This window comes from Pseudofrankia coriaricola (assembly GCF_032027725.1).
Lineage (GTDB): Bacteria > Actinomycetota > Actinomycetes > Frankiales > Frankiaceae > Pseudofrankia.
This window is the reverse complement of sequence record NZ_JASNFO010000049.1, coordinates 98571-118404: the sequence shown is the minus strand read 5'-3', so window position 1 is coordinate 118404 and position 19834 is coordinate 98571. Positions and strand designations below refer to the sequence as shown.

Below are 19834 nucleotides of genomic sequence, written 5' to 3'. Positions count from 1 at the left end.
GACGGCGACGCCGGCCCAGGAACGAGCGGGCGGCGCCGCGGGGCGGCGCCGGAGGAGAGTCTGGGCGGCTCGCCACATTGTTAGCGTTAACAAATCGGCCGTCAAGGCGCGAGATCGACGCCCGGGGCCGGCCGGCCCTACCGGCCGGCGGAACGGCGGGCGACTCCCGTGCGGCGGCGCGGCGCGGCGCGCCCCGGCGGGGCGACGCTCTCCCGCTCGACCAGCCGGGGCGGGATCGGCGCGACGCGCGGGAGCCCGCCGGGGGAGGGATCGTCCAGCTGCGCCAGCAACAGGCGTACGGCCTGTTCGGCCACGGCCTCGAAGTCGGGGCGAACGGTCGTCAACGGCGGGCTGACGTAACCCGCCTCCGGGATGTCGTCGAACCCGACGACGCTCACGTCCTCCGGGACGGACAGCCCGGCCTGGCGCAGCGCCTTCATGATGCCCAGCGCGAGGTGGTCGTTGGCGGCGAAGACCGCGCGCGCCTCCGGCATCCGCGCCAGCAACTGCCCCGCCTCGAAACCGGCGCCCAGCGACCAGTCCGCCGCGAGGACGGGCGGAACCTCGGCGCCGGCGTCGACCAGCGCCTGGCGCCAGCCCAGCACGCGCTCGGCGCTGTCGAACCAGTCCGGCGGACCGGACACATGCCAGACGGTCTCATGCCCCGCGGCCAGCAGGCACCGCGTCGCCAGGCGCGCGCCCAGCTGCTGGTCGACCGTCACCAGCCGCGCCGGGCGGCCCGGGTCGCCGTCGATCACCGCCATCGGCAGGTCGTCCGGAACGTCGTCGAGCGCCTCGTTGGCCGACACCACCGGCGCGATCACCACGATCCCGGCCACGTGCTGGTCCAGCAGCCGGGCGACCGCGTCGGCGATGGAGATCCGGTCGAGCACCGGGACACTGGCCACGCCCACGGCGAACCCGGCCCTGCTCACCACCCGCTCGACCGCGGTCAGGACCGAGGTAGGCCCGTAGAGCGCCGTGTTCTGCGCGACGATCCCGACGGTCTGGGACCTTCCGGTGACGAGTGCCCTGGCCGCGCGGTTCGGCCGGTACCCCAGCTGCTCCATCGCCGCGCGCACTCGCAGGCGCGTCTGCTCCCTGACGTTCGGGTGGTCGTTCAGCACCCGCGACACCGTCTGATGCGACACGCCAGCCAATTGAGCCACGTCCGCCATGCCGGGCGCGCGCCGCGTGAGGACCCGCGCGCCGGCCTCGCCCTCGGTCACCGCTGGCAGAGCCCGTCCCGCGTGCTGGGCCGCTCGATCCGGCTCTCGGGCCAGCTCTCGGGCCGGCTCTTCGGGTCTGGATGGCTGACTCTGCCCCGACATGTTAACGCTCACTCTACCCCCGAAGGTGGGAGGCGTTCGGTGGAAGCGGTCCCGCCGGTGGCTTCGATGACCTGCGGCCAGGCAGCCCGGCGAGCTCGCCTCGGTAGTGTCGCCGACACCGGATCGGACTCCACCGGCGCTACCCGCGCCCGCGCTCGAACGCCGTGATGCTCTGCTCCATCGCCTGGGTCACGTCGCCGAGGTCCGACCGCCAGGCAGGTGAGGAGGCCGCGCCCGGGACTCGGTAGCTCCGTGCCCCGTGCCTGGCCGTTGCCTGGAGGCCGGGTAAGGTCTGGCACGTGATCGCGCGAATGAGTTCCTGGCGGCCCGCCACAGTGGCGGCCCACTTCTTCCGCGCGTAACCCCAACCGCGGCCGCCCACTCCGGCGGCCGCCATCGATTCCTCGGGGCAGTGCTGCCGGGCGCCGGCAGCCCTGCCCCGCGAGGAACCGACCATGGACCTGTTCCAGCACCTGCTCACCGCCATCGCCGCGGGAAGCGACCCGGGCCCGTTCGCACTGCTGCGCCGTGAGAACGCCGACCACCTCGACGTGCTGCGCGGCGAGACGGATGCCGTCGGCCGGCTCGCCGACATCCCGCTGCCGTCCGGACCGGCCGGGCCGCGCACCCTCGCCGTCGTGCCGTACCGGCAGATCGTCGAGCGCGGCTTCACCTGCGTCGACGACGCGGCGCCGCTGGAGTGCCTCCGGGTCTCCGGGCACGAGCGGGTGCCGCTGCCCGCCGCGCTGGCCAGCCTGTCCGATGAGCCCGCCACCGCCACCGCCGGGCGTTTCGACGTCAGCGACGAGGAGTACGCCGAGACGGTCGGCGCCGTGCTGCGCGACGAGATCGGCCGTGGCGAGGGCGCGAACTTCGTCATCCACCGCACGTACACCGCGTCGGTCGTCGGGTCGCCGCTGGCGGCCGGGCTCGCCGCGCTGCGCCGGCTGCTCACCGGAGAACGCGGCGCGTACTGGACGTTCCTCGTCCACACGGGAACGCGGATCCTGGTCGGCGCCACCCCGGAACGTCACGTCAGCGTCGACGACGGACTGGTGATGATGAACCCGATCAGTGGAACCCACAGACGGCCGGACGCTGGCGCGGGCTTCGATGCGGACCGCGAGGCGCTGCTGCGTTTCCTCGCCGACCGCAAGGAGATCGACGAGCTGTACATGGTGCTCGACGAGGAACTGAAGATGATGGCCCGGGTCGCGGAGCACGGAGGCCAGGTCATCGGCCCGTACCTGAAGGAGATGTCGCACCTCACCCACACCGAGTACCTGTTGGCCGGCCGCACCCGCCTCGACGTCCGCGAGGTGCTGCGCGAGACGATGTTCGCCCCGACCGTCACCGGCAGCCCGCTGGAGAACGCGTTCCGGGTCATCGCCCGGCACGAGGGGCGCCCCCGGCGCTACTACGCCGGGGTGATCGCCCTGCTCGGCCACGACGAGGCGGGGCGGCAGACACTCGACGCGCCGATCCTGATCCGCGCGGCGGAGATCTCCCCGTCCGGCGAGCTGCGCGTCCCGGTCGGGGCGACGCTCGTGCGCCATTCCACCGCCGCCGGCGAGGTGGCCGAGACGTATACCAAGGCGGCCGGGGTACTCACCGCGCTGGGACTACGACCGGGCCCGGCGCCAGGGCCGCGGCCAGCCACGGGCACGCCGCGCACCGGCGGCGCCGCCGGTGCCGGCGCCGCCGACGCCCGGCTGGCGGCCGACCCGCGGGTCGCCGCCGCGCTCGCCGCGCGCAACACCCACCTGGCCCGCTTCTGGCTGGAGGAACGGTCACCGGCGACGGCCACGGTGCCCGCGCTGGCCGAGCGGTCGGCGCTCGTCGTCGACGGCGAGGACACCTTCACCGGGATGCTCGCCCACCAGCTGCGCGGCCTGGGCCTCGCGGTCACGGTGCTGCCATGGCGCCAGGCCGGCGACACCGTCGGCTTCGACCTGGTCGTGCCCGGCCCAGGACCGGGCGACCCGACCCTGTGGCACGACCCGAAGATGGCGGCCATGCGACGAATCGTCGCCGACCTGCTGGACCGGCGGCGGCCGATGCTCGCCGTCTGCCTCGGGCACCAGCTCCTGGCCGGCCTGCTCGGGCTGCGCCTGCACCGGCGCGACACGCCCTGCCAGGGGCTGGCCCGAGAGATCGACCTGTTCGGCCAGACACGTCGGGTCGGCTTCTACTCGACGTTCACCGCCCTGTCCGACACCGACGAGATCGCCACGCCATACGGCGTGGTCCGGCTCGCCCGAGACGGTCGCGAGGGCGGCGGAGAGGTGCACGCGCTGCGCGGGCGGACATTTGCCGGGCTGCAGTTCCATCCCGAGTCGGTGCTCAGCGAGGACGGCCTCGAGATCCTGCGTGATCTGCTGACAGAGCTACTGCCCGCGCCGGCACACCGGACCCGAGCAGGGACAGCCGCATCGGGCCAAGCCACGTGAAGTGGAGCCCACGCACATCAGCTGGCGCCGGCCAGTGCCGCGGCGCGGCGGGCGAGCCGGGCGGCGGCGTCGCGCAGCTCCGGAGGCTCCAGCACCTCCGCGTCGAAGCCAAGGCGGGCCACGTGCACGGCCAGCCAGTCCAGGTCCTCCCCGCCGAGGACGAGCACGCACCACCCATCGCGATCGTCCTCGACGCGTCCCACCTGGGGTGGCACCAGCTCGCGCACCTGGTCGGGCCTGGCGTGCACCCGCACCCTGGCGAGATGGCGGTACGGGGCCTGCGTCACCGACCGCTGCACGTAGGCGACCGGGTCCGGATGCTCCCTCGGCCGAAAGTGCCAGGTCGTCGCCACGACCTCGCTCATCCGGTCCAGCCGGAAGGTGCGCCAGTCGTCGCGCTCGACGTCCCAGGCCATCAGGTACCAGCGGCGGCCGGTGGCGACCATCCGCACCGGCTCGACGGTGCGCTCGCGCTTCGCGCGGTCACGGCCGGCGTACTGGAACCGGACCCGCACCGCGTCGCGGCAGGACCGCGCGAGCGTCACCAGCAGCTCCGCCGCGATCTCGACGCCGGGGCCGACGAGGGTCTCGGTGGCACCGTGCACCGCGCGCACCTCGGCGCGCAGCCGGGGCGGCATCACCTGGTCGAGCTTCGCGAGCGCCCGCAGCGCCGCCTCGCCCGCTCCGGCGACCGTGCCTCCCGCCGCCAGCCGCAGCGACACCGCCGTCGCGATCGCCTCCTCGTCGTCGAGGAGCAGCGGCGGCAGCCGGGTGCCCGCCCCGAGCTGGTAGCCGCCGCCGACGCCCGCCGTCGCGTGCACGGGATAGCCGAGCGTGCGCAGCCGCTCGATGTCGCGGCGCACCGAACGGTCGGTGACGCCGAGCTCGGTGGCGAGCGCGGCGGCGGTCCAGGACGCACGATGTTGCAGGAGCACCAGCAGTCGCAGCACCCGCTCGGTCGTCGCCTCGACGGTCATGCACGCATTGTCCCCGCGATCGCGGAACGATCCTGTCCGCTATCGAGGGGAGGGTGAGGCCATGACCGACCAGACCTGGAACTCCCTGCTGCGCGACCAGCTCGCCTGGCACTGGACCCACCAGCTGTGCGATCGTCTCGACGGGCTCACCGACGACGAGTACTTCTGGGAGCCGGTGCCCGGCTGCTGGAACGTGCGCCCGCGCGGCACCGGCACCGCGCCGGTGGCGGCCGGGGCCGGCGCGATGACCATCGACTTCGCGGCGCCGCCACCGGAACCTCCGCCGTTCGCGACGATCGCCTGGCGGCTGGGGCACGTGATCGTCGGTGTGCTCGCGATGCGGAACGCCGCCCATTTCGGTCGTGCACCCACTGACTACCGGTCGTTCGAGTACGCCGCGACCGCGACCGGGGCGCTGGCCCAGCTCGACGCGGAGTACGCCACGTGGCTGGCCGGGGTCGAGTCCCTCGGGGACACCGGCCTCGCCCGGCCGTGCGGTGCGGCGGAGGGGCCGTACGCCGAGTTTCCGTTGGCGGCGCTGGTGCTGCACATCAACCGCGAGCTGATCCATCATCTGGCTGAGGTGTGCCTGCTTCGGGACCTTTGCCTGCACACCCACCAGCACACCCAGCACACGACCCGGCAGCAGACCCATCAGCGGATTCGACGGGAGGCGAGCTGAGATGGCCCGCAACGTCCAGATCACCTTTGACTGCGCCGACCCGGCCGCGCTGGCCGCGTTCTGGGCCGAGGCTCTCGGCTATCGCGTGCAGGACCCGCCCGCGGGTTTCGACTCGTGGGATCAGGCACTGGCGGCGATGGGTGTGCCGCCCGAGCGCCGTAACGACGCCTCGGCGCTGGTCGACCCCGAGGGCGCCGGGCCGCGGCTGTTCTTCCAGCGGGTGCCGGAACGCAAGCAGGTCAAGAATCGGGTCCATCTTGATGTGCGGGCCGCCCCCGGGCTCGCGGGCGACGCGCGGATGGCGGCTCTGGAGGCGGAATCCGCGCGGCTCGTCTCCCACGGCGCGACCCGGCACCAACGCCACGAACCCGCTCCGCCGCTCGGCGCCGGGCACATCGTGATGGCCGACCCCGAGGGCAACGAGTTCTGCCTCGACTGAGCGTCCGGGCGCCGCGGCGCCAACGAAAGATCTAGATCTCGTATCGCCATCTTCCCTGGACCTGCGGGCATCCAGGGGAGCCGCCGCCCCTAGACGCCGTCGAAAGGTTAAGATATTTTCTGCTCATGATCGCCACGACGATCGATGCCGGTGACGAGCTGCCACTGACGGTCCCGGCACTGCTGCGGGCACAGGCCGATCGGCACGGTTCGCGGGTGTTGTTGGCCTGCGACCACGACGTGCTCACCTATGACGACGCGGACAGGCGTTCGCTGGCGCTTGCCCGTGGTCTGCTGGCGGTGGGTGCGGGCAGGGGAACGCACGTCGGGCTGCTGTACCCGAACGGGTCCGAGTTCGTCGTCTCGTGGCTGGCGGCGGCGCGGATCGGGGCGGTGACCGTTCCGCTCAGCACCTTCTCGACAAGCGCCGAGCTGCGCGCCCTGCTGCGGGGCGCCGACGTCGGGGTGTTGTTGAGTGCCCGGTCCTACCGCGGCCACGACTATGTCGCGGCGCTCGCCGAGGCGGTGCCGGAGCTTGACCTCGGCGCCGCCGGGCCGCTGTTCGCACCGTCGATGCCGGTCCTGCGCCACATGTTCTTCAGCGATGACGTCTTCAGCGATGACGCGGATGGGGCGAGCTCGGCGGGGCACCGATCCGGTGGAATGGGCCCTGCCTGGACGGTGCGGGCGTTGGTCGACCGCGGCGAGGCGGTCGCCGGCGACGTCGCTCGCGCGGCGGAGGAGACCGTGTACCCGAGCGACCGCATGGTCATCGTGCACACGTCGGGATCGACCAGCGCGCCGAAGGGCGTGATCCACACGCACGGCGCGCTCATCCGGCATCAGGCCAACCTGAACGAGATCCGCCGCTACACCCCGGACGAGGTCCTGTTCTCCAACTCGCCGTTCTTCTGGGTCGGTGGCTTCGCCTACGCGCTGCTCGGGACGCTGGTGGCCGGCGGCCGGCTCGTCTGCTCGAACGCGCAGGCGGCGGCCGGCGTGCTCGACCTGCTCGAACACGAACGCCCGACGATGGTCAACGGCTACGCCCAGTCGGTGGCGCAGCTTCCGGCCGATCCGAGCTTCGCCGGCCGGGACCTGTCGTCGATCCGGCGCGGGAACCTGTACTCGATCATGCCGGACGACGTCAGGCCGGCCGACCCACAGCTGCGCCACCAGATGCTCGGCATGACCGAGACCGGCTCGGTCTGCCTGGTCAGCGAGGACGAGGGTGACCAGCCCGAGCACCGGCGCGGTTCGTTCGGCCGCCCGGCACCTGGCCTCCAGGCGCGGATCGTCGACCCGGACGACGGCCGGGTCCTCGGGCCGGGGGAGGTGGGGGAGCTGTGGCTGCGCGGGCCGTTCCTGATGGAGGGCTACCACGGGCGCGAGCGGCACGAGGTGTTCGACGCCGACGGCTGGTACCACTCCGGTGACCTGTTCGTCGTCGACGACGAGGGGTTCTACTACTTCAAGGGCCGCGGCGGCGACGTGATCAAGACGGGCGGCGCCAACGTCTCGCCGGCCGAGGTCGAGGAGACCATCCGGGACGTCGCCGGGCTGACCGCGCACGTGGTCGGCCTCGCGGACGCGGCCCGAGGCCAGATCGTCGCCGCGGCCGTACGGGTGCCCACCGGGCGGACTGTCGACCCGGACCGGCTGCGCCGCCAGCTCGCCGACCGGCTGTCCGCGTACAAGGTCCCGCGCCGGATCGTGCTGCTCACGGACAATGAGGTGCCGACGATGTCCAGCGGCAAGATCGACATGCCCGCGCTCAGGGAGCTGCTCCGTGCCCGGTGAACCGCCGATGAATCTCGCGCCGACCGAAGAGCAGGAAGCGCTGGTCGCGTCGTTCGCCGATCTGCTGGCGGCGCACGCGACCCCGGAACGCGTTCGCGCCGCCGAGGCGACGGCGGGCTTCGATCCCGAACTGTGGAAGGCGCTGCGGGATGTCGGGGTGGTCGAGATGGCTGTCCCCGAGACCCATGGCGGCTGGGGCGCCGATCTCCTCGACCTCGCGCTCGTCGCCGAGCGGATGGGCGCGGCCGCCGCCGCGGCGCCCGTCGTGGAGACGCAGGTCGCGGCCCGGTTGCTCGCCGCTCTCGACACCGCGGCGGGGCGGGCCGCGCTGGCGACGGCGGTGGGCGGCGAGCGGCTGGTGACGATCGCCGTGCGGCCGGCGGTGGACGGCGTCGCGTCGCTCGTCCCGGGAGCGGCCGTCGCCGAGGAGGCGGTCGTGCTCGACGGCGATCGTCTGCTGCTGGTACCGCTGCGCGACGGGACGCGTACCGCGGTCGCGAACCTCGCCGCCGCGCCGCTCGCCGACGTCACGCTCGGCCCGGGCGCGATCGAGCTCGCCCGCGGCGCGGCGGCGGTCGGCGCGTTCGAGGCGGCACTCGACGACTGGCTGGTGCTGACCGCAGGCGCGCTCGTCGGCCTGGGAACCGCGGCGCATCGGCTCACCGTCGGATATGCCAAGGAGCGCCGGGCCTGGGACCTGCCGATCGGTGCCTACCAGGCGGTGGCGCATCCGTTGGCGAACGGCGCCACGGCGTTGGACGGCGCGCGGCTGCTGGTGGCCAGGGCGGCGGGGGAGCTGGCGCGGGGTGGCCCGCGTGGCCGTGAGCTGGCCGCGATGGCCTTCGCGTTCGCGGCGGAGACCGCCAGGCAGGTGACCTACGACGGCGTCCACTTCCACGGTGGCAACGGCTTCACGCTCGAGTTCGACGCGCAGCTGTACTACCGGCGGGCACGTGGTTGGGCGCGGGTGTGGGGCGAGCCGCGTGACGCCTATCGGCGGGCGGCCCGTGTCCGGTACGGCCGCGGGCAGGGGCCCGGGCGCATCGTGGATCTCGGTGTGGACGAGTCTGTGGCGGCGCTGCGGGCCGAGGTGCGCGCGTTCCTCGCCGAGGAGCTCACGCCCGAGCTTGAGGAACGGGTCTATCGCAGCGGCGTGTCGCACGATGACACGTTCGTACGGCGGCTGGCCGAGCGCGGCTGGTTGGCTCCCGGCTGGGACCGCGGCGACGGCCGTCGCGCGCTCGACCCGTACGAGGCGCACGTCGTCGTCGACGAGCTGACGAAGGCCGAGGCACCGGTCTACGCCATCGGCACCACGGAGATGGTGGCGAACGTGATCCGCGCGGTCGGCTCGGAAGCGCTCAGGGCGGAGATCCTGCCGGGGTTCCTGCGGGGCGAGGTGACGATCGCGCTGGGCATGACGGAGCCGGAGGTCGGCTCGGACGTAGCCGGGGTCCGCACCAGGGCGCGCTGGGATGGCGAGCGCTGGGTCGTGAACGGCCAGAAGATGTTCACGACCAACGGGCACATCACCGACTACATCTTCCTGCTCACCCGGACACGTCCGGACGGCCCGAAGCACGCCGGCCTCACGATGTTCCTGGTCCGGCTCGACCAGCCGGGTATCGAGGCGCAGGCCGTCTACACGCTGTCCGGCGAGCGGACGAACATCTTGTTCCTCAGCGACGTGGTGGTCGAGGACCGGTGGCGGATCGGCGACGTCGACGGCGGCTGGCGGGCGCTGATGATCGCGCTCCAGGATGAGCACTCGGCGCCGTTCAGCCCGCACCTGGCCCGCCTGGTCGACGCGGTGGAGAAGTGGGCGCACGAGCGCGGCCGGATCGACGAGCCCGACGTGCGGGAGCGGCTCGGCCGCTGGGCGACCGCGCTCGAGGTCGCCCAGCTCCTGGAGCTGCGCACCACCTGGATGGTCGCGAACGGCCAGGTGCCGGTGGCGGAGGGCCCGATGTCGAAGCTCTTCAGCACCGAGTCAATGGTGCACGCCGCCGAGGACCTGACCGAGCTGGTGGGCCCGGACGCCCTGCGCAGCCGGCTCGACCCGACCGCGGTCGTCGGCGGCCGGATCGAGCACGCCCTGCGGTTCTCCCTCGGCACCACGATCTACGCCGGGACCAGCGAGATCCAGCGCAACATCATCGCCCAGCAGCGCTGCGGCCTGCCCCGAAAGTAGCGGGCCGCGTCACTCGGGTCACTGAGTCATATTGAGACGCATTGACTCTCGAATCTGCTGCCGAATGCAACAGACCTTGACCGACGGGTAGCTGGCGGTGAGAGTCGGCTGAGGGGCGCTTGCGGCCGCGCGGGCGGTACGGACCGGTCCGGCCTCGGGTGGCCTCAGGGCCGACCCGACCGTTAACATATAGATATTTCTGGATGTGATGGGTCGTCCGGCCCGACCGCCCACAGGGCGGTCGCCGCACCGGCCGCCCCGGACCGGAGACGCCGGCACGGTACCCCAGGGTTCGAGGAGATCTTCGTGATCACAAGCTTCATCGAGTACGAGGTCAGCGAGCGGATCGCGACGATCACGCTCAACCGGCCGGAGGCGGCCAACGCCCAGACCCTCCCGCTGCTCGACGACCTGGACGAGGCGTGGCGGCGCGCGGCGGACGACCCTGAGGTCCGGGTCATCGTCCTGCAGGCCAATGGAAAGCACTTCTCCGCCGGCCACGACATCAAGGGTGTCGGCCCGCAGGGCTCCGGCAATGGCGCGACTCCCAAGTGGACCCTCGAGGGCATCTACGAGATCGAGGCGAGGCGGTTCCTGGAGTACACGCTGCGGTGGCGCAACACCCCCAAGCCGTCGATCGCCGCCGTGCAGGGTGTGTGCATCTCGGGCGGTCTGCTGCTGGCGTGGCCGTGCGACCTGATCGTCGCGGCCGACAACGCGAAGTTCTCCGACCCGGTGGTCATGATGGGCATCGGCGGCGTCGAGTACCACGGCCACACCTGGGAGATGGGTCCCCGCAAGGCCAAGGAGATCCTGTTCACCGGCCGGCACATGACGGCGGACGAGGCCGAGAAGGTCGGCATGGTCAACCGGGTCGTGCCGCTCGACGAGCTGCGCCCGGCCGTCCGTGAGCTGGCCGCCCAGATCGCCCAGATGCACCCGTTCGCGCTGCGCCAGGCCAAGCGCGCGGTCAACCAGACCCTCGACGTCCAGGGCTTCTACGCGGCGATCCAGTCGGTGTTCGACATCCACCAGACCGGCCACGGCCACGCGCTGTCCGAGTCCGGCCTGCCCATCCTCACGCTCCTCGACGGCATGAAGACCGCGATCAACAAATAGGCTTTGCCGTCTACGGGGCGGGAGGCACGTGCCAAGGGCCGCGCCGAGGGGGAATACGCATCGTGGTGCGTGTTCCCCCTGACGTTGTGCCCGGACGAAACCCGGGCGCCGCCAAGACGGGTCGTTCCGCTACAGGTCGGGGATGTTGAAGTGTTGGTCGCGTAGTTGGAAGGCGCGTTTGATGCCGTGGCGGGCGCGTTCTTTGATGAAGTTGTATTCGCCGTCTTCGAAGGTGAGGTTGGTGCCGTAGGCGTGGAGGAGGTAGCTGAGGACTTCTTCGCCTTGGTAGGCCTGGAGTTGTTCGATGAGGCGGAAGGCTTCTTTGGCGATGGCGATGCCGTCGGCGGGCATGCGGGAGATCTTGTGGGCCCACCAGTCGGCGCGTTTGGCGACGTCGGTGTCGTCGACGGTCTCGGTGAAGATTCCGAGGTGTTCGAGGGTGGTGGCGGGGATGGAGTCGCCGGTGAGGAGCATGCGGCGGGCGAGGACGGGTCCGAGTCGGTGGAGGAAGAGGTGGAGGGAGCCGAGTGCGGGGCCGAGGAAGCGGGTGGCGGGCATGCCGAGTTGGGTGTTGCGTCCGACGACGGCGATGTCGGCCATGAGTGCGATTTCGAGGCCGCCGCCGAGGGCGAGGCCTTCGACCTGGGCGATGGTGGCTTTGGGGTAGCCGAGGAACTGGTGGTAGAAGCCGAAGGTCTGGCGGTCGACGGTGAGGCGGCGGCGTTGGCTGGGTCGGCGGGGCTTGCTGGGTGGCGTGCCGGTCGTGGTGGTGTTGGGGGTGGTGCTGTTGGTGTTGGTGGGGGTTTCGCCGTACCAGTCGTAGGCGTTGCGCATGTCGGCGCCGGCGGAGAAGTAGCCGTCGGTGCCGCGTAGGAGGACGACTTTGATGTTGTCGTCGGTGGCCGCGGTGTCGAGGTGGGTGGCGAGCTGGTCGCGCATGGTGGCGTCGTAGGAGTTGCGCCGGTCGGGGTTGTTCAGCGTGATGCGGGCGATCCCGGTGTCGGGGTCGCGTTCGAGCAGTACGCGTCTGTCAGTCAACGCGGTCATCCTTCTCCCGTTGCGCCTGGGTCCTGGCCATCCTAGGGTTAATGTCTAGATATTTCCAGCGAGCCGCGTGCGGTCGACCCTAGCGAGGCAGAGGGAGGCGTCACGTATGGACTTCCGTCTCAGTGACGAGCAGCTTGCCCTGCGCGACACCGTCGTGTCGTTCTGCAAGGGACATTCGGACGTGGGGGCAGCCGCGTCGCGCGAGGGTAAGCCGGCGGACGCCGCGGCCTGGTCGGAGCTCGCGGGTATCGGCGTGCTCGGCATGCTGGTCCCCGACGAGATCGACGGCGCGGCGCCCGGCGGCGCGGCCGAGGTCGCCATCGCCTTCGAGGAGCTCGGCCGGCACCTGTGCGCGGGGCCGCTGCTCTGGTCGACGATCGCCGCCCCGCTCGTCGCCGGCGCCGGCGACGGGGACATCAGGGTGGCGGGGGTGCGCGTCGAGCCCGGCCTGCCCATCGGTCCCTTCGCCGTCGAGCACGCGGGGGAGAGCGATGTGCTGATCGCGCTGTACCCGGACCGCGTCGAGCGGGTCGAGACGGCTGACCTGCCGGTCTCCGTCGCCGGGGAGCCGTTCGACCCGTTGACGCCCACGGCGGTGTTCGAGACGCTGCCCGCCGGCACGGCGATCGGCGGTGCCGAGGAGGCTGCGCGGCTGCGGCTCCTCGGTACGACGCTGTCCGCCGCGCTGCTGACCGGTGTCGCGCAGGGGGCGCTGGACACGGCGGCGGGCTACGCGGCCGGGCGCAGGCAGTTCGGCGTGCCCATCGGCTCGTTCCAGGCCGTGAAGCACCTGCTCGCCGACATGTACGTGCGGGTCGCGCTTGCCCGCAGCGCGACCTACGCCGCCGCCGTGATGATCGACGATCCGCGCGCCGGGGACGCTGTGCGCGCCGCGAGTGCCGCGAAGCTCCTGGCGGGCGAGGCGGGCATCGGCAACGGCCGGACCGCGGTCCAGGTGCTCGGTGGCATGGGCTTCACCTGGGAGATGCTTCCGCACTACTTCCTCAAGCGGGCGTGGGTGCTGGAGCAGGGCTTCGGCTCCGCGGGCGACCACGCGCTCGCGCTGGCTGGCGCGCTCGCGGCGGAGGCCACGGAGACCACGGAGGCCGCGAACAGGGCCGGCAGGACAACGAAGGCGGCGAGTGCATGATCTCCACACGTCCGCGAGACCCGATCGGCGTGGCCGAGGTCAAGGCCGGCCCTGGGCCCGAGTGCCAGGCGAGGTCGCGGTGACCCCCAGCGAGAGGACTGACCGGGCCACGCTGTCCAACCGGATCGCCGACACCCTTGTCCTCGACCCGGGCGCGCCGTTCCTGGAGTTCCACGGTGAGTGGCGCACCTGGGGCCAGCTCGCGGTGACCGCCGAGGCGGTCGCCGCCCACGTTCCCAGGCCGGGCACCCGGGTCGGGGTCCTGCTGCGCAACCGGCCGGCGCACGTCGGCCTTCTTGTCGGCCTGCTGCGTGCCGGGGCCTGCGTCGTCACCATCAACCCGAGCCGCGGCGTAGACCGTGTCCGTGCCGACCTCGCCGGCCTCGGCCTGCCGATCCTCGCCGGCACACCGGACGACATCGCCACCTTCGCCGGCCGTGCCGACGGTGCCGTGACCGGGCTGGTGCTCACGACGACCGACCTTGGCGAGCCGGTCAGCGCGACGGGCGGACTCCCCGACGACCTGGGCGTGCCGCGGCCAGAGGTCGCTGTGGAGATGCTGACCAGCGGTACGACCGGGCCGCCGAAGCGGATCCCGCTGGGTTACGAGATGCTCACCCGCGGACTCGTCGGCGCCAAGCACTACGAGTCCAACCAGGACGACACCCCTCGGTTGCGGTCGGGTGTCGCGATCGTGAACGCGCCGCTGGTGCACATGGGCGGCCTGTTCCGGGTCCTGCAGTGTCTCTACGACGGCCGCGCGCTGTGCCTGCTGGAACGGTTCGCGCTCGACCCATGGGCGGACGCGGTGCGCAGGCACCGGCCGCGCACGATCAGCCTCGTCCCGGCGGCGCTGCGGATGGTGCTGGAGGCCGATCTCGACCCGGCGGTCTTCGCCAGCGTCCGTTCGGTGATTTCGGGTACCGCCCCGCTGTCTCCGGACGACGCGGACGCCTTCGAGGCGAAGTACGGCGTGCCGGTGCTGGTCTCGTACGCGGCGACCGAGTTCGGCGGCGGCGTGGCGGGCTGGAACCTGGCCGACCACCGGAAGTACGGGGCGGCGAAGCGGGGCAGCGTCGGGCGGGCGCACGCCGGCTGCGAGCTGCGCGTCGTCGACGCGGAGACCTTCGAGCCGCTGCCGGCGGGCGCGGAGGGACTGCTCGAGGTCCGCGCGCACCAGTTCGGCGACGGCGCGGGCTGGGTGCGGACCACCGACCTCGCCCGGCTCGACGCCGACGGCTTCCTGTGGATCCTGGGCCGGGCTGACCAGGCGATCATCCGCGGCGGTTTCAAGATCCGCCCGGATGACGTCCGGGTCGTGCTGGAGCGTGATCCGCGGGTGCGGGGTGCCGCTGTCGTCGCCCGGCCCGACCCGCGGCTGGGCGCCGTTCCCGTCGCGGCCGTCGAACTGCGAACGGCCACCGGCGGCGCTGCCGGCGCGACGGCGGGCGCCGACGCGCGGGAGGTGGTCGAGGTGCTGCGGGCTGACGCGGCCCGCGTGCTCGCCGCCTACGAGCTGCCGGCCGAGATCCGCGTCGTGGACGCGCTGCCGCGTACCCCGTCGGGCAAGGTCGACCTTGGCGCCGTCAGGGAGCTGCTCGCCGTACCCGTCATCGACCAGGAGCACTGATGGACCTGACCTACAGCGAGCAGGACGAGCGCTTCCGGGTCGAGCTGCGGGCGTGGCTGGCCCGGGAGGTGCCGGCCCACGGCGCGCCCCCGCCGCCTGGTGACTGGCCGGCCCGGCGTGCCTATGACACGGCCTGGCAGCGCAAGCTGTACGACGCGGGCTACGCCGGGCTGCACTGGCCGACGGCGTTCGGCGGCCGGGGTGTGGCGGTCAGCCAGCAGCTGGTCTACCTGGAGGAGTACGCGGCGGCGAACGCGCCCTACATCAGTGTCAACTTCGTCGGCATGATGCACGCCGGGCCGACGCTGATCGCGGAGGGGACCGACGAGCAGCGGGCCTTTCACCTGCCGCGGATCCTGCGCGGTGAGGATGTGTGGTGCCAGGGCTTCTCGGAGCCGGACGCGGGTTCGGACCTGGCGTCGCTGCGGACCCGCGCGGTCCGCGACGGCGACGAGTACGTCATCCATGGCCAGAAGATCTGGAGCACCCGGGCGCACGTCGCGGACTACTGCGAGCTGCTGGTGCGCACGGACCCGGACGCGCGCAAGCATCGGGGGATCAGCTGGCTGATCCTGGACATGCACCAGCCGGGCGTCGAGGTCCGCCCGATGCGCACGATCGACGGGGAGAGCCATTTCTGCGAGGTGTTCCTCGACGGCGCCCATGCCCCCGTCAGCAACCGGGTCGGCGAGGAGAACGACGGCTGGCGGGTCACGAACGTGACGCTGCGCTTCGAGCGCGGCACGGCGTTCGCGCAGCACATCATCACGCTGCGCTCGCAGGTCCGGGCGCTTGTCGAGGTCGCGATGACGACCCCGACCGGCCCCGGCGGGCAGACGCTGTGGGACGACTCGGCGCTGCGCACGCAGGTCGGGCGGCTTTCGGCGAGCGTCGACGCGCTGTGGCGGCTAACCCAGATGGGCATCGCCGAGGCCGAACGGACCGGCCTGCCCGCCCCGACCGGCTCGGCGGTGAAGCTGCGGTTCTCCGAGCTCGCCCAGGAGATCACCGAGCTGACGCTGCGAATCCTGGGCCGCCCGGTGCTCGGCGGCGCCGCCGGACGCGCCCGGGAAGCCGCGCGCGACTACCTCTGGTCGCTGCAGTACACCATCGCCGCCGGCACCTCCCAGATCCAGCGCAACCTCGTCGCCGAACGCATCCTCGGCATGCCCAGAAGCGCCTGAACCAGATTCCCCGGGCTGGATTCCCTACGTAAACGCCCTTACGTTGGGGCAGTACCTCCGACTGGGTGATTTTCGCCCAGGCCGCCGCGGCGTTCGCGTGGGCACGATCGGAAAGAGGTCCGGGTCATGATGGCGGGACAGGCCACAGAGTCTCCTCGCGGACCGCGACGAACCAGGACTTCCGGACCAGGTCGTCTTCGTTCTGGTCAAGGTTCTCGGCGAACCAGGATATCCGCTTGCGCATGTCGTCAAGGTCGTCGAAGTAGACCTCGTTCACGGCGTCGTACGGCCAGTCGGCGTCGGCGGTCAGCAGCGGGTGGTTCTGTATGTATGCCTGCCCGCGTGCGTCGGCGGGAATCGGCACGGTCCCGACCTTGCCGGCACGGTTCTTCCAGCGGTCGAAGAACTCCGCCGGTGTCAGGTCCGCCGCCCGCCGCGCAAGCGCCATGTGCTTCAGGCTCGTACCACCTTCTCGGCGCCGCTGGCGGAGCCACTCCTCGCCACGCATCACGTGCTCGTGTGCCACCACGATGCTGACGCTTCCCGGCTCGACCGCGCGGCCAAGGAGATCGTTCGCGGCTTTTGCGTCTGACGAGGCCCACCATGCTTCGAACCGCTTCAGGTGAGTGTCGTCCGCGAACCACTCCAGACCGATGCCGTCATGAGGCGGATCGGGCGTGACAGCATCCAGCACGGTGCACGCGGCTAAGCCAAGTGGTCGGGCGTCCGGCGGCGCGGTCAGCGCGGCGCCCACGCAGGCGCGCCACTCGGCGGCGAACCCGTCCCGCGCACACGCGCGGGTGACCAGCAGTATCCGCTTGATCATGCCTCTCCTCGCAGATCTCACTCCCCGAACAGCACCTCCATCACTACCAGCCGAGGGCTCTTCGGGTCGGGGAGGCGACAGGGGCAGCGGATTGCTCCGCGTTGGAGCTATCGGCTGCGCCGCACCCGTCGCTCGTCCCAGACCGGCTCGGTGGTCTCGCGGACCTTCCCGTCCGTTCCGAACACCAGGAAACGGTCGAACGACCGGGCGAACCAGCGGTCGTGGGTGACCGCCAGGGTCGTTCCCTCGTACGACTCCAGACCTTTCTGCAGGGCCTCGGCGGAGGCCAGGTCGAGGTTGTCGGTCGGCTCGTCCAACAGCAGTGCCGTCGCGCCGCCGATCTCGAGCAGAAGGATCTGGAAACGGGCCTGCTGGCCGCCCGACAGCCGGTCGAACGGCTTGTCGCCGTGGCCATCGAGCTCGTAGCGACGCAGCGTGTTCATAGCCGGTCCCCGGCTCTTCGCGTGGTCGGCCCACAGGATGTCGACCAGCGTGCGCCCCACCAGATCCGGCCTGGTGTGCGTCTGCGCGAAATGCCCTGGCACGACGCGGGCTCCGAGCTTCCACTCGCCGCCGTGGGCGACGTCACCGCCCGCCAGCAGCCGCAGGAAATGGGACTTGCCCGAGCCGTTCGAGCCGAGCACGGCGACCCGTTCGCCGTAGAAGACCTCCAGGTCGAACGGCTGCATGAGACCGGTCAGTTCCAGCCCCGCACAGGTGAGGGCCCGCATGCCCGTACGCCCGCCCCGCAGCCGCATGGTGATCTTCTGCTCGCGCGGTGGCTCCAGCGGCGGGCCGTTCTCCTCGAACTTGCGCAGCCGCGTCTGGGCCGCGTGGTAGCGCGAGGCCATCTCGTCGCTCCGCGACGCGTACTGCCGCATGTCCAGCACGAGTTTCTTCAGCTGTGCATGCTTCTCGTCCCAGCGCCGACGCAGCTCCTCGAACCGCTCGAACCGTTCGGCGCGCGCCTGGTGGTAGGTGGCGAAGCCGCCGCCGTGCACCCAAACGACACTTCCCGACGGCCCCGGTTCGACACTGACGATCCGTTGCGCCGCCCGCACGAGCAGCTCGCGGTCGTGGGAGACGAACAGCACGGTCTTGCGGGTGGCGCGCAGCTGCTCCTCGAGCCACTGCTTGCCCGGCACGTCCAGGTAGTTGTCCGGCTCGTCGAGCAGCAGGACCCCGTCGGGGCCGCGCAGCAGAGCCTCCAGGACGAGCCGCTTCTGCTCACCGCCGGAAAGCGTCCGCACGGCGCGCCACTGCGCCTTCTCGTAGGGCACGCCGAGCGCGGACATCGTGCACATGTCCCAGACGGTCTCGGCCTCGTAGCCGCGCGCGTCCGCCCAGTCGGAAAGGGCCTGCGCGTAGCTCATCTGCGCCGCCTCGTCGTCGCGTTCGACGAGCGCCATCTCGGCCTCGTCGACGGCGCGCGCGGCCTGCTGGATGAGCGGCACCGCGACCGAGACCAGCAGGTCACGCACGGTCCGGTCGTCGCGCACGGAGCCGACGAACTGCGGCATGACACCCAGGCCGCCGCTGACGGTCACCGTGCCGGCGTGCGGCGTCAGCTCGCCGGTGATGATCCGCAGCAATGTCGTCTTGCCGGCGCCGTTGGCCCCGACAAGCGCGGCGATGGTGCCGTCCGCCACCCGGAACGAGGCGTCGTCGAGCAGCACCTGCCCATCCGGCAGGTGGTACTCGACATGCGCGACTTCTACGTGGCTCATCGGTCCAATCCAAACCCACGGGGACCTGCCCCAGCCCGACGAGCGTGCCCACAGGCTAGCTGACCGCCCGCCATGCCAGGCGTCTGGCCATTCAGGCCATATCCGGGAGGGCGGGCGCCGGGGCCCGCCGCGATAGTGTGCCGACTGACCTGGGGAGTGTGCATGAAGTACCGCAAGTTCGGTCGAACCGGCGTCGAGGTCAGCAGCCAGTGCCTGGGCGCGATGATGTTCGGGGTCATAGGCAACCCCGACCACGACGAGTGCGAACGCATGATCGGCCGGGCGCTCGACGCCGGGATCAACTTCATCGACACCGCCGACATCTACTCCCGCGGCGAGAGCGAGCAGATCGTCGGCCAGGCGGTGAGGGCGCGGCGCGACGACGTGGTCATCGCGACCAAGTGCTTCAACCCGATGGGCGCCGATCGCAACCAGCGCGGCGGGTCCCGGCGATGGATCATCAAGGCCGCTGAAGACAGCCTGCGCCGCCTCGGCACCGACTACATCGACCTGTACCAGGTCCATCGGCACGACTGGGACACCGATCTTGAGGAGACTCTCGGCGCGCTCACCGACCTGGTCCGTCAGGGCAAGGTGCGATACATCGGCTCGTCGACCTTCCCGGCGGACTGGATCGTCGAGGCGCAGTGGGCCGCCCAGCGTCGCAACAGCGAACGTTTCGTCAGCGAGCAGCCGCAGTACTCGATCTTCGCGCGGTCGGTGGAGAAGGCCGTGCTGCCGACCTGCCTGCGGCACGGCATCGGGGTGATCCCGTGGAGCCCGCTGTCCGGCGGCTGGCTCACCGGCAAATACCGGCGCGGCCAGGACGAGCCGGCCAGCTCGCGGTACGCCGCCGGCAGCGTGTTCGCCCGGGGCCGCACGATCTCCGGCGACCCGGACTCCGAGGCCAGGTTCGACGCGGTCGAGGAGCTGTCCAAGATCGCGGCGACGGCCGGCCTCTCGCTCACCCACCTGGCGCTCGCGTTCGTCGACCGCCATCCGGCCATCAGCTCGACGATCATCGGCCCCAGGACCATCGAGCAGCTCGACGACGTGCTCGCCGCCGTTGACGTCGTGCTCGACGACGACACCCTCGACGCCATCGACGAGGTAGTGCGCCCGGGCACCGACATCGCGGGCGTCTCCCACATGACTGGAGACCCATCTCTGCGGCCCGAGCTACGCCGCCGGCCGGTCGCACAGACCTGAAGTACGTCCGGTTCGGCCAGACCGGCCTGTTGGCGCCGAAGGATCAAGGTGCTCTACGGCGGTGGCGCGTGTT

Annotated in this window: 15 protein-coding genes; 10 read left to right on the top strand and 5 right to left on the bottom strand. The window is 71.7% G+C overall.

Annotated features, from left to right (window positions below):
* Nucleotides 1-137 precede the first annotated feature (137 nt).
* Complete coding sequence (locus tag QOZ89_RS25980; protein ID WP_071048455.1) at nt 138-1178, bottom strand: LacI family DNA-binding transcriptional regulator; 1041 nt, start codon at nt 1176-1178, stop codon at nt 138-140.
* Between the two features lie 608 nt (nt 1179-1786).
* On the opposite strand from QOZ89_RS25980, the gene QOZ89_RS25975 reads away from it, so the two are divergent.
* Nucleotides 1787-3781 carry an anthranilate synthase family protein gene (locus QOZ89_RS25975; RefSeq protein WP_071048436.1) on the top strand — a complete coding sequence of 665 codons (1995 nt, stop codon included), beginning with the start codon at nt 1787-1789 and terminating at the stop codon, nt 3779-3781.
* A gap of 17 nt (nt 3782-3798) precedes the next feature.
* Here QOZ89_RS25975 and QOZ89_RS25970 read toward each other — a convergent pair whose 3' ends face one another.
* Entirely contained in the window at nt 3799-4758 is a 960-nt protein-coding gene (locus QOZ89_RS25970) for a helix-turn-helix transcriptional regulator (protein ID WP_312625883.1), read from the bottom strand.
* A 61-nt stretch (nt 4759-4819) separates the two neighbouring features.
* Between QOZ89_RS25970 and QOZ89_RS25965 the strand changes: the two genes are divergently transcribed.
* The 5 genes from QOZ89_RS25965 to QOZ89_RS25945 all read left to right on the top strand — a co-directional run bounded on the left by QOZ89_RS25965 (nt 4820) and on the right by QOZ89_RS25945 (nt 10988).
* On the top strand, nt 4820-5440 hold the full coding sequence (locus QOZ89_RS25965) for a DinB family protein (RefSeq protein ID WP_312625881.1): 621 nt from the start codon (nt 4820-4822) through the stop codon (nt 5438-5440).
* Nucleotide 5441: 1 nt separating this feature from the next.
* Complete coding sequence (locus tag QOZ89_RS25960) at nt 5442-5879, top strand: VOC family protein (protein WP_071048433.1); 438 nt, start codon at nt 5442-5444, stop codon at nt 5877-5879.
* Between the two features lie 125 nt (nt 5880-6004).
* Entirely contained in the window at nt 6005-7678 is a 1674-nt protein-coding gene (locus tag QOZ89_RS25955; RefSeq protein WP_312625880.1) for a class I adenylate-forming enzyme family protein, read from the top strand.
* Entirely contained in the window at nt 7668-9869 is a 2202-nt protein-coding gene (locus QOZ89_RS25950) for an acyl-CoA dehydrogenase family protein (protein WP_312625878.1), read from the top strand. The genes QOZ89_RS25955 and QOZ89_RS25950 overlap by 11 nt, the downstream gene beginning before the upstream one ends.
* A 306-nt stretch (nt 9870-10175) precedes the next feature.
* On the top strand, nt 10176-10988 hold the full coding sequence (locus QOZ89_RS25945; protein WP_312625876.1) for an enoyl-CoA hydratase: 813 nt from the start codon (nt 10176-10178) through the stop codon (nt 10986-10988).
* A gap of 129 nt (nt 10989-11117) precedes the next feature.
* Here the strand turns inward: QOZ89_RS25945 and QOZ89_RS25940 are convergent, their stop codons facing one another.
* Complete coding sequence (locus tag QOZ89_RS25940) at nt 11118-12035, bottom strand: enoyl-CoA hydratase/isomerase family protein (protein WP_312625874.1); 918 nt, start codon at nt 12033-12035, stop codon at nt 11118-11120.
* A 106-nt stretch (nt 12036-12141) separates the two neighbouring features.
* Here QOZ89_RS25940 and QOZ89_RS25935 point away from each other — a divergent pair, with 106 nt between their 5' ends.
* From QOZ89_RS25935 to QOZ89_RS25925, 3 genes are all read left to right on the top strand, one after another.
* Entirely contained in the window at nt 12142-13185 is a 1044-nt protein-coding gene (locus QOZ89_RS25935) for an acyl-CoA dehydrogenase family protein (protein ID WP_312625872.1), read from the top strand.
* Between the two features lie 79 nt (nt 13186-13264).
* Complete coding sequence (locus QOZ89_RS25930; protein ID WP_071054256.1) at nt 13265-14815, top strand: class I adenylate-forming enzyme family protein; 1551 nt, start codon at nt 13265-13267, stop codon at nt 14813-14815.
* Entirely contained in the window at nt 14815-15999 is a 1185-nt protein-coding gene (locus QOZ89_RS25925) for an acyl-CoA dehydrogenase family protein (RefSeq protein WP_071054234.1), read from the top strand. Before QOZ89_RS25930 ends, QOZ89_RS25925 begins: the two co-directional genes overlap by 1 nt.
* Nucleotides 16000-16123: 124 nt before the next feature.
* Here QOZ89_RS25925 and QOZ89_RS25920 read toward each other — a convergent pair whose 3' ends face one another.
* Together QOZ89_RS25920 and QOZ89_RS25915 are read right to left on the bottom strand one after the other, a co-directional pair.
* Nucleotides 16124-16753, bottom strand: a complete 630-nt coding sequence (locus tag QOZ89_RS25920) for an EthD domain-containing protein (RefSeq protein ID WP_312625868.1) — start codon at nt 16751-16753, stop codon at nt 16124-16126.
* A 179-nt stretch (nt 16754-16932) separates the two neighbouring features.
* Complete coding sequence (locus tag QOZ89_RS25915; RefSeq protein ID WP_071054229.1) at nt 16933-18552, bottom strand: ABC-F family ATP-binding cassette domain-containing protein; 1620 nt, start codon at nt 18550-18552, stop codon at nt 16933-16935.
* A gap of 162 nt (nt 18553-18714) precedes the next feature.
* Here QOZ89_RS25915 and QOZ89_RS25910 point away from each other — a divergent pair, with 162 nt between their 5' ends.
* On the top strand, nt 18715-19761 hold the full coding sequence (locus tag QOZ89_RS25910) for an aldo/keto reductase (RefSeq protein ID WP_071054227.1): 1047 nt from the start codon (nt 18715-18717) through the stop codon (nt 19759-19761).
* The last annotated feature ends 73 nt before the right edge of the window (nt 19762-19834 follow it).

Excerpts from the sequence above, each read along its gene's own strand:
- QOZ89_RS25980 (WP_071048455.1), bottom strand. The coding sequence starts at position 1,178 with ATGGCGGACGTGGCTCAATTGGCTGGCGTGTCGCATCAGACGGTGTCG.
- QOZ89_RS25975 (WP_071048436.1), top strand. The coding sequence starts at position 1,787 with ATGGACCTGTTCCAGCACCTGCTCACCGCCATCGCCGCGGGAAGCGAC.
- QOZ89_RS25970 (WP_312625883.1), bottom strand. The coding sequence starts at position 4,758 with ATGACCGTCGAGGCGACGACCGAGCGGGTGCTGCGACTGCTGGTGCTC.
- QOZ89_RS25965 (WP_312625881.1), top strand. The coding sequence starts at position 4,820 with ATGACCGACCAGACCTGGAACTCCCTGCTGCGCGACCAGCTCGCCTGG.
- QOZ89_RS25960 (WP_071048433.1), top strand. The coding sequence starts at position 5,442 with ATGGCCCGCAACGTCCAGATCACCTTTGACTGCGCCGACCCGGCCGCG.
- QOZ89_RS25955 (WP_312625880.1), top strand. The coding sequence starts at position 6,005 with ATGATCGCCACGACGATCGATGCCGGTGACGAGCTGCCACTGACGGTC.
- QOZ89_RS25940 (WP_312625874.1), bottom strand. The coding sequence starts at position 12,035 with ATGACCGCGTTGACTGACAGACGCGTACTGCTCGAACGCGACCCCGAC.
- QOZ89_RS25935 (WP_312625872.1), top strand. The coding sequence starts at position 12,142 with ATGGACTTCCGTCTCAGTGACGAGCAGCTTGCCCTGCGCGACACCGTC.
- QOZ89_RS25925 (WP_071054234.1), top strand. The coding sequence starts at position 14,815 with ATGGACCTGACCTACAGCGAGCAGGACGAGCGCTTCCGGGTCGAGCTG.
- QOZ89_RS25915 (WP_071054229.1), bottom strand. The coding sequence starts at position 18,552 with ATGAGCCACGTAGAAGTCGCGCATGTCGAGTACCACCTGCCGGATGGG.
- QOZ89_RS25910 (WP_071054227.1), top strand. The coding sequence starts at position 18,715 with ATGAAGTACCGCAAGTTCGGTCGAACCGGCGTCGAGGTCAGCAGCCAG.